This window comes from Streptomyces eurocidicus, from assembly GCF_002891295.1.
Classification (GTDB): domain Bacteria; phylum Actinomycetota; class Actinomycetes; order Streptomycetales; family Streptomycetaceae; genus Streptomyces; species Streptomyces eurocidicus.
In genome coordinates this window covers 228,929-243,979 of sequence record NZ_LGUI01000002.1, presented here as the reverse complement: position 1 = coordinate 243,979, position 15,051 = coordinate 228,929, and the positions used below count along the sequence as shown (strand labels likewise).

General features: G+C 74.2%; 7 protein-coding genes. 3 read left to right on the top strand and 4 right to left on the bottom strand.

All coding sequences use genetic code 11. The annotated features are described in order from the left end of the window. The first annotated feature begins 42 nt into the window (after positions 1 to 42). Entirely contained in the window at positions 43 to 2,238 is a 2,196-nt protein-coding gene (gene fhuB, locus AF335_RS06045) for a Fe(3+)-hydroxamate ABC transporter permease FhuB (protein ID WP_102917242.1), read from the top strand. A gap of 210 nt (positions 2,239 to 2,448) precedes the next feature. Continuing rightward, positions 2,449 to 3,663, top strand: coding sequence for an enterochelin esterase (gene fes / locus AF335_RS06040; protein ID WP_102917241.1), 1,215 nt, complete (start codon positions 2,449 to 2,451; stop codon positions 3,661 to 3,663). A gap of 77 nt (positions 3,664 to 3,740) precedes the next feature. Here the strand turns inward: fes and AF335_RS06035 are convergent, their stop codons facing one another. The 3 genes from AF335_RS06035 to AF335_RS06025 are packed head-to-tail and all read right to left on the bottom strand — an operon-like array spanning position 3,741 to position 12,590. Continuing rightward, positions 3,741 to 5,153: a DHA2 family efflux MFS transporter permease subunit gene (locus AF335_RS06035; protein ID WP_102917862.1), complete on the bottom strand. Its 1,413-nt coding sequence runs from the start codon at positions 5,151 to 5,153 to the stop codon at positions 3,741 to 3,743. A 5-nt stretch (positions 5,154 to 5,158) separates the two neighbouring features. Beyond that, entirely contained in the window at positions 5,159 to 5,359 is a 201-nt protein-coding gene (locus AF335_RS06030; RefSeq protein WP_102917240.1) for an MbtH family protein, read from the bottom strand. Between the two features lie 4 nt (positions 5,360 to 5,363). Continuing rightward, complete coding sequence (locus AF335_RS06025) at positions 5,364 to 12,590, bottom strand: amino acid adenylation domain-containing protein (protein ID WP_102917239.1); 7,227 nt, start codon at positions 12,588 to 12,590, stop codon at positions 5,364 to 5,366. Between the two features lie 141 nt (positions 12,591 to 12,731). Between AF335_RS06025 and AF335_RS06020 the strand changes: the two genes are divergently transcribed. Further along, complete coding sequence (locus AF335_RS06020) at positions 12,732 to 13,865, top strand: M20 family metallopeptidase (RefSeq protein WP_102917238.1); 1,134 nt, start codon at positions 12,732 to 12,734, stop codon at positions 13,863 to 13,865. 98 nt (positions 13,866 to 13,963) lie between these two features. Here the strand turns inward: AF335_RS06020 and AF335_RS06015 are convergent, their stop codons facing one another. Further along, positions 13,964 to 14,965: an ABC transporter substrate-binding protein gene (locus AF335_RS06015; RefSeq protein ID WP_102917237.1), complete on the bottom strand. Its 1,002-nt coding sequence runs from the start codon at positions 14,963 to 14,965 to the stop codon at positions 13,964 to 13,966. Positions 14,966 to 15,051: the final 86 nt, after the last annotated feature.

Here is a 15,051-nt window from a genome sequence, read left to right as displayed (position 1 = left end):
TCCGCCTGCGATGATGTAAAGTTCTTAGGCTAGCCTTACCTTATGACTCTGTCGCAAGTGGGCCCCCCGGAGGCACAGCCCACCAGCTCCTCCCCTTCGGCGTCGCCGCCGGGCCGTCCGCACGGCAGCCGGACCCTCGTGGTCGCCGCGGTCTCCCTGGTGCTCGCCGTCCTCGTCCTGTCCGCCCTCTCGCTGTCCGTGGGCGCGGGAGAGGTCGGGCCCGGGGACGTCCTGGACTACCTGCTGGGGCGGGACGGCGCACGCGACAGCTCCCGTCTCTCCCTGGTCGTCGGCGACTTGCGGATACCCCGCACGCTCACCGCGCTGGCCGTCGGCGCGGCCCTCGGCACGGCGGGCTGTCTGCTCCAGGCCGTCACCCGCAACCCGCTGGCCGAGACCGGCCTGCTCGGCGTCAACGCGGGCGCGTCCCTCGGCGTCGTCGTCGGCATCGCCTTCCTCGGGGTGCAGAGCGGCTTCGGCTATCTGCTCTGGGCCTTCGGCGGCGCCGTCGTCGCGAGCTCCCTCGTGCTGCTGATAGCGGGCCGCCGGGGCGGTGGTTCGCCGATGCGGCTGGTGCTCGCCGGATCCGCGCTGGGCGCGACCTTCGGCGGTGTCACCAGCGTCCTCATCGTGAACTCCGCCGAGACCTACGACCGCTTCCGCTTCTGGGTGCTCGGCTCCCTCGCCGGCGTCGAGGGCTTCGGCAAGCTCGGCAGCCTGGCGCCCGTCCTGGCCGTGGGCTTCGTCGTGGCGCTGCTCATCGCCCGGCCGCTGTCCGCCCTCGCCCTCGGCGACGACCTCGCCCGCGGCCTGGGCCACCGACCGGGCGCCATCCGCGTCGTCGTCGCCCTCTCCGTGACCCTGCTGACCGCGGCGTCCGTGGCGCTCGTCGGACCCATCTCCTTCCTCGGGCTGCTCGCCGGGTTCCTGGCCCGCGCCGTCACCGGCCCCCGGCTGCTCGCCCAGATCGTGCTCGCCGGGCTCATCGGCGCGGGCGTCCTGACCGGCTCCGACGTCCTGGCCCGGGTGGTCTCCCGGCCCTTCGAGGCCCCGGTCTCCGTCGTCATCGCGCTCTTCGGCGCGCCCGTCCTGATCGCCATCGTCCGCTCCAAGCGGCTGGGCGCGATGGGCATGACCGAGCCCGCCACCGCCGAGACCTCGGGCCCCGGCCGGCGACTGCTGCCCCGGCTGCCCCGCCCCGCCGAGGGGCGGTCCGACACCCTGGTGGTCCGCCGCGGCCCGCTCTCCCTGCTGGTGCCCCGCCGGGCGGCGCTCGCCGCGCTGCTCCTGAGCGCGCTGCTGGTGGCGGCCGTCGTGCTGTCCGCGTACGCCGGGCAGAGCGACATGGGCATCACCCGTACGTTCAACGCGGTCTTCGGCTCCGGCGACCGGTTCGACGTGCTGCTGGTGCAGAAGTTCCGGCTCGGCCGGATCGTCGCCGGGCTGGCCGCCGGCGCGGCGCTCGGCCTCGCGGGGTGTCTGACCCAGACGCTCGCCAGGAACCGGCTCGCCACCCCCGAGCTCCTCGGCGTCAACGACGGCGCCACCGCCGCCGTCCTGCTGTCGGCCACTCTCAGCGGCACCTTCGGCGCCTGGTGGGCGGGCCCGCTCGGCGCCCTCGCCGCCGTACTGGTCGTCACCACCGTCTCCGGCGGCCTCGGGCAGCGCGGCTACCGGGTCCTCGTCGTGGGCCTCGCGATGTCGGCGCTCGCCTCCGCCGTCACCCAGGTCGTGCTCTCCCGCCGCTCCCTGAACTCCGCGAGCTCCCTCTACGTGTGGACCTCCGGCAGCCTCAACGGGCGCGGCTACTCCGTGGCCGTCCCGGTCCTCATCGGTCTGGCCGTGCTCGTACCGCTCGCCCTCGTCGTCGCCCGGCACCTCAACGTGCTGCGGTTCGACGACTCGACGGCCGCGTCGCTGGGCGTCTCCGCCGCCCGGATCCGGCTGATCTGCCTGCTCCTCGCGGTGGGCCTGGCCGGCCTGGCCGTCGGCATCTGCGGGCCCGTCGGCTTCGTCGCCCTCGCCGCGCCCGTGATCGCGGGCCGGCTGGCGGGGCCGCTGCGGGTGCCGGTGCTGGGGTCGATGCTGGTGGGCGCGGTGCTGATCGTTCTGGCGGACATGCTCGGCAGGATCGTCCTGAACGGGGTGGAGATCCCGGTCGGGGTCGTCACGACGGTGCTGGGCGGGCCGTTCCTGCTGTGGGTGCTGCTGGGTCGCTCCGCGGCGGCGCGCGTGTAAGGACGGCGGGAGGTTTTCTTCCCCACCCCGCCCCTTCCCGAATGTCCTCAATCGCCGGACGGGCTGAATTTCAGCCCGTCCGGCGATTGAGGACACCGCGCGGAGCGCGGAACGGGGGCCCGGGGCGAAGCCCCCGGTACGGGAAGGGGCGGGTAGGGGAAAGCGCCGCAGGCACAGCCCCCTCCGCACATCACAGAAACCAAGGGAGTCATGGAACCGCAGAGCCCCGCACTCCGACAGCTCGTCGAAGACATACGCACCGACGGCCCCCGCGCCACAGAGGACTTCTGGCGGCACACCGCCACCCCCCTCGTCGAGCCCGACCCCGACAACCCCGCGTACCGCCTCGTCACCTTCCTCTGGCGCGACGACCCCGCCGACCCCGCCACCGACGTCCTCGCCCTCCTGCACACCGTCACCGACAAGGACCGGCACGCCCGCGACCTGAGCCCGCACCTGATGGAGAAGGTGCCGGGCACGGACGTCTGGGCGATCAGCCACCGGCTGCGCGCCGACCACCGGGCCTCGTACCAGTTCTTCGTGGCGCGCGGCCCCCGCGAGGAGACGCTGCGCACCGACCGCGAGGCGTGGCTGCGGGTGCTGGACGCCGCCGTGCCCGACCCGCTCGGCACGGGCCCGTCGCTGCCCGCCAAGGACGGCCGGCACCCGTCGTCCGTGCTGGAGCTGCCCGACGCCCCGGCCCAGAAGTGGGCCCCGCCCAGGTCGGAGGTGGCGCGCGGCGAGCGCGTCGAGGCGGAGGTCGACGGCCGCCCGGTGTCGGTGCACCTGCCCGCCGGGCACCGGGCCGGGAACGGCTCGTACGCCGTCGCCGTGCTGCTGGACGGCGAGATGTGGGGGCCGGTCCTGGGCTTCGGTGACACCCTCGACAACCTGCACGCGGAGCAGCGGATCCCGCCGACCGTGACGCTGCTGGTGCACACCATGGGCCGGGACCGGCGGGTGACCGACCTCAGCTGCAGCGAGGAGTTCGTCGACTGGCTGGCGGACGTGCTGCTGCCGTGGGCCGCCGAGGCGTACGGCGCCACGGGCGACCCGGCGCGCACGGTGGTGGCGGGTCAGAGCGCGGGCGGTCTGACGGCGGCGTTCGCGGCGTTCCGCAGGCCCGAGCGGTTCGGGAACGCGCTGTCGCAGTCGGGCTCCTTCTGGTGGCCCGACGGCACCGAGTTCGACAGCGGCAGCGAGTGGCTGACCCGGCAGTACGCGGTGCGCGAGAAGCTGCCGGTCCGCTTCCGTCTGGAGGTGGGCCTCCAGGAGTGGATGCTGCTCCCCCAGAACCGCCACCTGCGCGACGTGCTCCGGGCACGCGGTTACGAGGTGGACTACCACGAGTTCAACGGCGGCCACGACTACGCCTGCTGGCGCGGCGGGCTGGCCAGCGGCCTCGCGGGGCTGCTGGGTTCCTGAGCACGTCACGGGGTGACGGCAGAGGCCCCCTTGGACCGGCGTCGACGCCGGTCCAAGGGGGCCTCTGCCGTGGCGCGTCAGGCCGCGGCCGGCGCCTGCTCGCTCTCCGGCTCGTCGTCGAAGGGCGGCGGGCCGGGTGCCTCCTTGGGCATCCGCAGGGCGAACAGCGTGCCGGCGGCGACCAGTCCGGCGGTGACCAGGATGCCCGTACGGTACGGGCCCGGGTCGGCGTCGTGCGTGGACGCGGCGCCCGAGGCGGAGATGACCGCGGCGACGGCCGCGATGCCCAGCGCCCCGCCGAGCGTGCGCACGATGGTGAACAGGGCCATGGCCTGGCCCATGGCCGGGGGCGGTACGTCCGCGAACCCGGCGATCTGCACCGTGATCACGGCCGTGCCCAGCACCAGGCCGACGCAGAACATCAGCGCCCGTACCGCCCAGGCGTTCTCGGCCACCCCCGGTACGGCGAGCGCGGCGAAGACCGCCGTCGCCAGGACCAGGGCGGGCACGGCGAGCCACCGGGGTCCGAGCCGGGGCATCAGCCGGTCGGAGACCTGGGAGGCCAGCATCAGTCCGAGCGCCTCCGGGAAGACGCTCAGGCCCGCGTCCAGGGCCGAGGCCCCGAGCGCCGCCTGGTAGAGCAGCGGGAAGGCGAAGAGGACGCCCATCAGCCCGGCCGAGGTGACCAGGGCGAGCACGGTGGCGGAGGCGAACACCTTGTCGGCGAGCAGCCGCAGCCGGAGCAGCGGCGTCTTCGCGCGGACCAGGTGGACGCACCCGGCGACCAGCAGGACGAGCCCGAGCGGGCCGGCCACCACGACGGACGGTGCGGTCCAGCCGTGTGTGGGGCCGAAGCCGAGCGCGTAGGTGAGCAGGCCGAGCGCGGGGGTGGCGAGCAGGAAGCCCTTGAGGTCGAACCCGCCCTCGGTGTCCTCCTTGTGCTCGGTCAGCCCCACCGCTCCCAGCAGCACCGCCGCCGCGCCGATCGGCACATTGACGAAGAACAGCCAGTGCCAGGAGAGGTGCTCGGTCAGGAAGCCGCCCAGCGGCGGCCCGAGGGCCGGCATCAGGGCCGTCGGCACGATGAGCACCTTCGACAGCTTCATCCGCTCGTGCGGCGGGAAGGCGCGGAAGAGCAGCGTCATGCCGACGGGCGTGAGCAGGCCGCCCGCGATGCCCTGGACGACGCGGGCGAGGACCAGCGTCTCCAGGTTCTGGGCGAGGCCGCAGACCGCGGAGGCGGCCGTGAAGACGGCGAGGGAGCCGAGGAAGACCCGCTTGGTGCCGAAGCGGTCGCCGAACCAGCCCGCGACGGGCAGGGCGACGGCGAGCGCCACCAGGAAGGCGACCTCGACGGTGTTGGCGGCCGACACCGGTTCGCCGAAGTCCCGGGCGATGGTGAGCAGCGCCGGGTTGACGATGGTGGAGTCGAGCCCGTTCATGCACATCGCCGCCGTGTACACGATCACGACGGCGACGCGCGGGTTCATGCCCTTCACCGGGCCGCCGGGTTCAGGTCGGTCCAGTGCTCGGTGATCCAGTCGAGTGCCTCCTGGCGCTCGCACGGGCCGTGGACGGCGGTCCAGCCGTCGGGGACGGCGGCGAACCCCGGCCAGAGGCTGTGCCGGCCCTCGGCGTTGACGAGGACGTGGAAGGGGCCGTCCCCGTCGAAGGGGTTGGCGGGTGCGTCGCTCATGGGGTCAGTTCTCCAGGTTCTTCAGCTGGTCGGCGATCACGCTCGCGATGTGCGCGATCGGTTCGGGCAGGGTCATGTCCTTGTGCGAGCAGGCGACATCGGTGTTGTCGATCCGCCCGGTGACGTAGGGGGCCCAGGTGTCCGGGGTGAGGGTGTCGTCGATGGTGTCGACGGTGGCCCGGAAGAAGAGCACGTCGCCCCGGAAGACCCGGTGGTCGAAGGCGCGCACCAGGTGGTTGGTGTTGAGGTAGGTGCGGTTGAGGGCCTCGATGGTGGCGTCGTCCAGGCTGGCCAGCGGGGAGCCCTCGCGGCGCAGCACCTCGGTGACATGGGCCAGTTCGAAGGGCTTGCCCGCCAGGCTGTCCGGTCCGTAGCCGCCCATGGCGAGCAGCGCCTCCAGGGCCTCGGCCTGGTCGGGGACGGGCAGCTCGCGGAAGCCCTCGGCGGGGTAGGCGTCGAGGATCGCGAGGGTCTCGACCTCCTGGCCGAGGTCCTGGAGGCGGGTGGCCATGGCGTGCGCGATGATGCCGCCGGTGGACCAGCCGAGCAGGCGGTACGGGCCTTCCGGCTGGACCTCGCGGAGCCGGTCGACGTAGTGGGCGGCGAGCTCCTCCAGGGTGGCGGGGAGCGGTTCGGCGGCGGTGGCCGGGCCGACGCCCTGGGCCTGCATGCCGTAGATCGGCACCTCGGCGGGCAGGTGGCGGATGATGCCGGCGTAGCACCAGCTGAGGCCGCCGGCGGGGTGGACGCAGTACAGCGGGGCCTTGTCGCCGGGCGCGGCCGGGCGCAGCGGGAGCAGGACGTCCAGTTCGTCGGTGCGGTCGGTGGCGTCGAGGGCCGCGTCCAGGGCGGCCACGGTGGGCGCCTGGAAGATCGTCCCGATGCCGACCTCGGCGCCGAGGGCCTCCTTGACGCGGCCGGCGAGGCGCACGGCGAGGAGGGAGTGGCCGCCGAGGTCGAAGAAGTTGTCGTCGACGCCGACCCGGGGCAGGCCCAGCACATCGGCGAAGATCGCGCAGAGCTGTTCCTCGCGGGGGCCGCGGGGGGCGCGGCCCTCGGTGACGGCGGCGGCGAGGTCGGGGGCGGGGAGGGCCTTGCGGTCGAGCTTGCCGTTGGCGGTCAGCGGCAGCCGGTCGAGGAGGACGACGGCCGACGGGACCATGTGGAGGGGCAGTTCGGTGCCGGCGTGCTCGCGCAGTGCGGCGGGGGTGGTCTCGCGGGCGGGGACGGCGTAGGCGACGAGGCGCCTGTCGCCGGGGGTGTCCTCGCGGACGACGACGGCCGCGTCGGCGACGTCGGGGTGGTCGGCGAGGACGCCCTCGATCTCGCCGAGCTCGATGCGGAAGCCGCGGATCTTCACCTGGTGGTCGGCGCGCCCGAAGTAGTCGAGGTTGCCGTCGTGGCGGCGGCGCGCGAGGTCGCCGGAGCGGTACATCGGGGTGCCGCTCTCGCCGAAGAGGTGGGCGAAGGGGTCGGCGACGAATCGTTCCGCCGTGAGGGCGTGGCGGCCGAGGTAGCCGCGGGCGAGGCCCTCGCCGGCGACGTACATCTCGCCGGTGACGCCGGGCGGCACGGGCTGGAGGTACTCGTCGAGGACGTAGACGCGCAGGTCGGGGATGTTGACGCCGATGGTGCTGGAGGCTCCGGCGGCGGCCTTGGCGCGGTCGAGGGCGATGTAGGAGACGTGCACGGTGGTCTCGGTGATGCCGTACATGTTGACGAGCGTGGGGGCGTCGTCGGCGTGCCGGTCGTACCAGTCGGCGAGGCGGGCGAGTTCGAGGGCCTCGCCGCCGAAGACGACGTAGCGCAGGGCCAGGTCGCTGCCGGGGTTCTCCTTGTCCGCGGCCATCAGCTGGTAGAAGGCGGACGGCGTCTGGTTGAGGACGGTGACGCGCTCCCCGGCCAGCAGCCGGAGGAAGGCGGCGGGGTCGCGGCTGACGAGGTGGGGGACGACGACGAGGCGGCCGCCGTGCAGGAGGGCGCCCCACATCTCCCAGACGGAGAAGTCGAACGCGTAGGAGTGGAAGAGCGTCCAGACGTCGTCGGCGTCGAAGCCGAACCACAGGTCGGTGGCCGAGAACAGCCGGGCGACGTTGTGGTGCGTGACGGGGACGCCCTTGGGGCGGCCGGTGGAGCCGGAGGTGTAGATGACGTACGCGACGTCGTCGGGCCGCAGGGCGCGGGTGCGCTCGCCGGGGGTGAGGTCGGTGAGTGCGTGGGCCTCGGCGTCGGTGCCGTCGACGAGGACGACGGGCAGCTCGTGGGCGGGGATGCGGGCGGCGGTCGCGGTGTCGGTGACGACGGCGGCCGGGGCGGCGTCCTGGAGCATGTAGGCCAGGCGGTCGGCCGGGTAGTCCGGGTCCATCGGGAGGTAGGCGGCGCCGGACTTGGCGACGGCCAGCAGGCCCGTGACGAGCTCCGGGGAGCGGGGCAGGGCGAGGGCGACGATGGAGCCGGGGCCGATGCCGCGGGCGGCCAGCAGCCGGGCGAGGCGGTTGGCGCGGGCGGACAGCTCGGCATAGGTGAGGGACACGCCCTCGCAGGTGACGGCGGTGCGGCCGGGGTGGCGGCGGGCGGCGTCCTCGTAGAGCTCGACGAGGGTCTGCTTGAACGGCTCGGGGGCGGGGGTGCCGGTGTTCCACTCGACGAGGGAGCGGTGGAGCTCGGCGTCGTCGAGGAGCGGCAGCCGGCCGAGGGGGGTGTCGGGGGCGTCCGCCGCCGCGGCGAGGAGCCGGGCGAGGTGGGTGGCGAGCGCCTCGGCGGTGGCCGGGTCGAAGAGGTCGGTGCGGTACTCGAGGAAGCCGGCGATACCGCCGCCGGGCCGCTCGCCGGCGTTGAGGGTCAGGTCGAACTTGGCGGTGCCGGAGGGGACGGCGCCCATCCGGGCGGTGAGGCCGGGACCCATGGCGAACTCGGCGTCGGGCACGGACTGCCAGGCGAGCATCACCTGGAAGAGCGGGTGCCGGGCAAGCGAGCGGGGCGGGTTGAGGTCCTCGACGAGGCGGTCGAAGGGCAGGTCGGCGTGCTCGTAGGCGGCCAGGGTGGCGGTGCGGACGCGGTCGAGCAGGGTGCGGAAGGTCGGTGCGCCGGAGGTGTCGGCGCGCAGCACGAGGGTGTTGACGAAGAAGCCGACGAGGTCGGCGGTGGCGTCCTGGTCGCGGCCGGCGACGGGGGTGCCGACGGGGATGTCGGTGCCGCAGCCGTAGCGGGTCAGGAGGGCCGCGAGGGCGGCCTGAACGACCATGAAGACGCTGGTGCCGGTGGTGCGGGCGAGCGCTTCGACGGTGGCGTGGGCGGCCGGGTCGAGGTCGAAGGGGACGGTGGCGCCGGCGTAGGAGGCGACGGCGGGACGCGGCCGGTCGGTGGGGAGTTCGAGCTGGTCGGGGAGGCCGGCGAGGGCCTGCCGCCAGTGGTCGAGCTGCCGCCCGGCGAGCGGGGTGGGCTCCTCGGCGGTGCCGAGGAGGCGCTGCTGCCAGGCGGTGTGGTCGGCGTACTGGACGGGCAGCGGCGCGAACGCGGGGGCGCGGCCCCCGGCGCGGGCCGTGTAGGCGGTGGCGAGGTCGCGGGCGAGGGGCGTGGTGGAGGCGCCGTCGCCGGCGATGTGGTGCAGGAGGAGGAGCAGGGTGTGGTGCTCGCCTTCGTCCGTGCCGTGCTCGCCGGAGCCGCCGGTGAAGAGCGTGACGCGCAGCGGGGGTTCGGCGGCGAGGTCGAAGCAGTGCCGCACGGCCTCGGTGAGGTCCGCGGTGGCCGGGGCGGTGTGCAGCTCGGGGCGTGCCTCGCCGGGCGTCAGGATCCGCTGGTAGGGCTCGTTGTCCGCGGCCGGGTAGACGGTGCGGAGGGTTTCGTGCCGCTCGGTGAGGTCGCCGAGCGCCCGGCGCAGCGCGTCCTGGTCGACGGGGCCGGTGAGGGTGAGGAGCAGGGGGATGTTGTAGGTGGGGCTGGGGCCTTCGAGGCGGTGCATGAACCACAGGCGCTTCTGGGCCGGGGAGAGCGGCATCCGCTCCTCGCGGGGTACGGGCGCGAGTTCGGGCCGCTCCTCGGGGGCGTCCGGCGCGGTGCCGTCCGCCAGGAGCGCGGCGAGGGCCGCCGGGGTGGGGTGGCGGAAGACGTCGGCGAGTCCGAAGCCCTCGTCGAGGGTCTCGCGGACGCGGGCGGCGATCCGGCCGGCGAGCAGGGAGTGGCCGCCCAGCTCGAAGAAGTCGGCGTGGACGGAAGGGGGTTCCGGCAGCCCGAGGACGTCCTGGAAGAGGTCGCGGAGAACGGTCTCGCGCGGGGTGCGGGGCGCCTCGTACGCGGTGGTCGCGGTGGGCTCCGGGTCGGGCAGGGCGCGGTGGTCGAGCTTGTCGTTGGCGGTGCGGGGCAGCGCGTCGAGGAGGACGATCGCGGCGGGCACCATGTGGGACGGCAGCCGCTCGGCGAGGTGGGCGCGCAGGGCCTCGGGGTCGGCGGCGCCGGGCCCGGTGGGCACGGCGTAGCCGAGGAGCCGCTTGCCGTGGGCGGTGTCGCGGGCGATGACGGCGGCCTGGGCGACGGCGGGGTGCGCGGCCAGGACGGCCTGGATCTCGCCGAGTTCGATGCGGAAGCCGCGGATCTTCACCTGGTCGTCGGCGCGGCCGAGGAACTCCAGGGTGTTGTCGGGGCGGCGGCGCACCAGGTCCCCGGTGCGGTACATGGCGGCGCCGGGGTCGCCGTGGAGGGCGCCGAAGGGGTCGGCGGTGAAGCGTTCGGCGGTGAGGTCGGGGCGGCCGAGGTAGCCGCGGGCCAGGCAGGCGCCGGCGATGTAGAGCTCGCCGGTGACGCCGGCCGGGGTGGGCCGCAGGGAGTTGTCGAGGACGTAGGCGCGGGAGCCGCGGACGGGGCTGCCGACGGCCGGGGCGTCCGCGCCGTCGCCGGGCACCCAGTAGTAGGCGTCGACGGTGGTCTCGGTGGGCCCGTAGAGGTTGAGGGGGGTGAGGCCCTCGGTGCCGGCGAGGGTCCGCCACAGGGGTTCGGGGACGGTCTCGCCGCCGACGACGACCATGGCGGGGCGGTGCCGGTCCGCGTCGAGCAGGCCCTCGGCGAGGAGCGCCTCGACGTAGGAGGGGGTGGCGTCGAGGTAGTCGACGCGGTGCTCGTGGACGTACGCGGCGAGGGCGGCGGTGTCGCGGTAGCCGGCGTCGTCCAGGAGGTGCAGTTCGTGGCCGTGGACCATCCAGATGACGGGGTCCCAGGAGGCGTCGAAGGCGAAGGAGGCGCTGTGGGCGACGCGCAGCCGGTCCCGGCCGGCGCGGGCGACGGCGGGCGCGATGTGGTCGGTGCCGTGTCCGGCGTGGAGGTTGGCCAGCGAGGCGTGGGTGACGACGACGCCCTTGGGGCGGCCGGTGGAGCCGGAGGTGTGGATGATGTACGCGGCCTGGCCGAGGGCGGGCGCCCGGGGCGCGGTGGCGGGCCGGGCGTCGATCCGGGCGCGGGTGGCCGGGTCGTCGAGGAGCAGGGTGGGTATGGAGTGCGCGGGCAGGCCGGCCACGGCGTCGGCGGTGCCGACGACGCAGGCGGGTCGCGTGTCCGTGAGGACGGCGGTGAGGCGCTGTTCGGGGTGGCCGAGGTCCAGGGGCTGGCAGACGCCGCCCGCCTTGAGGACGGCGAACAGGGCGACGACGGTGTCGGCGCTCCGCGGCAGGGCCAGGGCGACGGGGGTCCCGGCGGTCACGCCGGATTCGATCAGCTCGTGGGCCAGGCGGTTGGCGCGCGCGTCCAGGTCGCCGAAGGTGAGGGCGGTGCCGTTGCTGCGGACCGCGACGGCGCCGGGGGTGCGGGCGGCCTGCGCGGCGAAGAGCTCGGGCAGGGTCCGGTCGGGGGCGGGCTCGCCACGGCCGGCCGTGGCGCGGTGGATCTCGTCGGCGTCGAGGAGGTCGAGGGTGCCGACGGGCCGGGCCGGGTCGTCGAGCAGCAGGCCGGCGAGGGCGTCGAGGTAGCGGAGCAGGGCGTCCTCGTGCCCGGCGAGCGCCGCGTCGTCGTAGCGGGCGGGGTTGGCGTCGAAGCCGAGTCTCAGCGAGCCGTCGGGGGCCGGGGTGGCGGCGACGGCGAGGTCGTCGACGGGGCCGGCGGCGAGGTTGCGGACGACGCCGGGCAGCCCGCCGAAGTCCAGGTCGCCCTCGAACGCCTTGATGTTGACCATCGGGCCGAAGAGCGGGGTCTCGGCGCCGGTGAGGCCGAGGTCGCGGCGGAGGTCCTCCAGCCGGTAGCGCTGGTGGCGGCGGCCTGCGCGGACGGCGAGCACGACGCGGCGCAGGAGTTCGGCGCCGGTGTCCTGGGGGCGCACGGTGATGCGCAGCGGCATGACGTTGACGGTCATGGCGGGGGTGCGCAGGGCGGCGGGGCCGCGGCGGTTCATCAGGGGCAGGCCGAGGACGACGTCGTGGGTGCCCGTGACGCGGTGGACGTATCCGGCGGTGGCCGCGATGAGGAGTTCGGCCCAGGTGGCCTTGACGGCCCCGGCGGCCGCTTCCAGGCGGGGCATGGTCCCGGCGGGGAGGACGCCGGTGCGGCGCAGCGTCTCGCCCGCGGGGGCGGCGGGGCGGGTGGAGAGGGAGACGGGCTCGGGGCGGTCCGCGAGGTGCGTGCGCCAGAAGTCGCGGTCGGCGGTGTGCCGGGGGCTCGCGAGGTAGTCGGCCTCGTCGTCGACGAGTTCGCGCAGGGTGCCGAAGGGGTTGCCGGAGGGCTCCTCGCCGGCGGCCAGGGCGGTGTAGACCTCGGCGGTGCGGCGGCCGATGAGCGTCAGGGCGTAGGCGTCGACGGCGAAGTGGTGGACGCGCTGGTACCACCAGTAGCGCTCGTCGGCGAGGCGGAGGAGGGCCTGGGTGACGAGCGGTCCGCGGGTGAGGTCGACGGGCCGGTCGAGGTCGGCGCGCATCCAGCGCTCGGCCTCGGCCCGGGGGTCGGCGGCGGCGCGCAGGTCGACGCGGTGGAGCGTGGTCTCCGTGCCGCCGAGGCGCTGCGCGGGCGGGGTGTCGGCGCCGCCGGGGGTGGCGAGCAGGGCCAGGGTCTCGGCCTCGCGGGCGGTGCGGCGCAGGGCGCGGGCGAAGAGCTCCTCGTCCAGGGGGCCGGTTATCTCCACGCGGTCACCGGTGTTGTAGACCGGATTGTCGGGGGCGAGCTCCTGCGCGTACAGGATTCCGGCCTGGGCGGCGAGCAGGGGCAGCTCGGCATCGGCGGGATCGGCAGGAGAGATCTCGACCTGGTGGTGACGCATGGCGTGGGGACTCCCGTTGTATGACAGCGATCTGGCCACACCGGACCCCCCGGCATGTCAGCTTAGGGAAGCCTAAGCTATTTTTTTGCTCGCCCGTGAGACTCCCTCAGCTGAGCGGGCGAAACGAACAGGAGCCACCTCATGACCGCGGCCGACGGCCTCAAATCCGCCCTGCGCGCACGCGTGCTCGACCACCGCGACGCCCTCCTGTCGCTGAGCCGGCGCATCCACGCGCATCCCGAGACCGCCTTCGGCGAGCACCGCGCCGCCGCGTGGTGCGCCGACTTCCTGCGCGAGCGGGGCTTCGACGTGACGGCCCCGGCGTACGGGCTCGACACCGCGTTCGCCGCGACGGTGGGATCCGGCCCGGTGACCGTGGCGATCGCCTGCGAGTACGACGCGCTGCCGGGCCTCGGGCACGCCTGCGGGCACAATCTGATCGCCGCCGCGGGCCTCGGCGCGGCCCTCGCCCTCGCGCCGTACGCCGACGAACTCGGCCTGACGGTACGGGTCCTGGGCACCCCCGCCGAGGAGCGCGGCGCCGGCAAGGCGCTGATGCTGGAGGCGGGGGCCTTCGAGGGGGTGGACGCCGCGATGATGGTGCACCCGTGCCCGTTCGAGGTCGCGGAGTTCCGCTCCTTCGCCCTGGGCACCCTCTCCGTCGCGTACACCGGCAAGGCGGCGCACCCGAGCCTCAACCCGCACGAGGGCCGCAACGCCGCGGACGCCCTGACGGTCGCCCAGGTCGCCCTGGGGCTGCTGCGTCAGCAGTTGCCGCCGCAGTGGAAGGTGCACGGCGTGACCACGGGCGCGGGGACGGCGCCGAACCTGATCCCGGACCGGGCGACCGCCGAGTACGAGATCCGCGCGTCGGCCGCCGAGGACCTGCGGGAGCTGCGGGAGCGCGTCGAGGCGTGCTTCCGGGCGGGTGCGCTGGCCACGGGCTGCGAGGTGGAGCTGACCCGGCCCGAGCCGGACTATCTGGACTTCCGCACCGACGCCGGGCTGATCTCCCTGTGGCAGGCCAACGCCCGCGCCCTGGGCCGCCCGGAGCCGCAGCGGCGTGACGCGTTCGCGTGCACGGACATGGGCAACGTCTCCCATGTCGTCCCGTCGATCCATCCCGTCCTCGACATCTCGGGTGGCGCGTGCGGCCCGCACGAGGCCGCGTTCGCGGAGGCGGCGGTGTCCCCCATGGGGGAGCGCGCTCTCCTGGACGGCGCGGTGGGCATGGCCTGGACGGCGGCGGACTTCGCGGCGGCGAAGCGCGGGTAGTTTCCGGGGCTCCGCCCCGGGCCCCGGTCCTCACACGCCGGACGGGCTGATTCTCAGCCCGTCCGGCGTGTGAACTCCCCGTACTGGGTGCGGTGGCGTCAGGACTTCGCGCCCAGCGCCTTCACGATGTCGTCGATGACGGCGGAGCTGGCCAGCGGGCCGCCACGGGTCGACCAGACCGAACCGTCCACCGTCACGGCGTGGTTCTTCTTGACCGCGTTCAGGTCCTTGTAGGCCGGCTTCTCCTGGACGTCCTTCAGGGCCTTCTCACCGTCGGAGGTGAGGGTCGAGAGGAACAGCCAGTCGCCGTCGATCTCGTTGATCTTCTCAAGGCTGAGCGCCGGCGTGTGGGCGTTGCCGTCCTTGTCCTGGGACTTGGGGCGCTTCAGGCCCATGTCCAGGGCGACGCCGCTGGCGAACTGCTTCTTCTCCATCCAGCTGGGGCCGTCCGGGTTCCAGCGGACGATGCTGACCTCGGCGCCCTTGTTGTCACCCAGGCCCTCGCCGGCCTTCTTGGCCTTGGACTCGTAGTCGGAGATGACCTTGTTGGCCTTGTCCATGGCGTTGACGGCGTTGCCGATGCCCCGGAAAGAGAGCTTCCAGTCGTCGGTCGGGGCCATGGTGACCAGGGTCGCCGGGGTGATCTCGCGCAGCTGCTTGAGCACCTGCTCGTCCTGCATGTCACCGGCCAGGATGAGGTCGGGCTTGGCGGCCACGACCTTGTCCATCACCGGCTGGAGCAGGTTGCCGACGACGTTGATGCCCTTGACCTTGTCGTCGAGGTAGGCCGGCGGCTTGTTCAGGCCCTGGCCGTTGGTGATGCCGACCGGCTTGAGGCCGAGCGCGAGCACCGCGTCCAGGTCCTCCTGGGTGAGCGTCACGATCCGCTTGGGGTTGGCCGGGACCTGGACGGCCTTGCCGGTCGCGTCCTTGACGGTGCGGGTGCCGCTCGCCTCGGACTTCGTGTCGGACTTCTTGTCGGAGCCCTTGTCCGAGTCCGAGCCGCAGCCCGTCACCAGCACGGCTGCCGCCCCCACGGCGGCGAGGACCTGTACCGCGCGGCGCGGGGTGGACAGGAGGAGGCGGTGGGGTGCGGTCATCGAAAGCTCCGGACGTGAAAGACGTGAAAAAGGGGGACGCAGGAAAAGCAGGAAAAACGGCCACCGGTCGTACGGGTGTCCCCTCG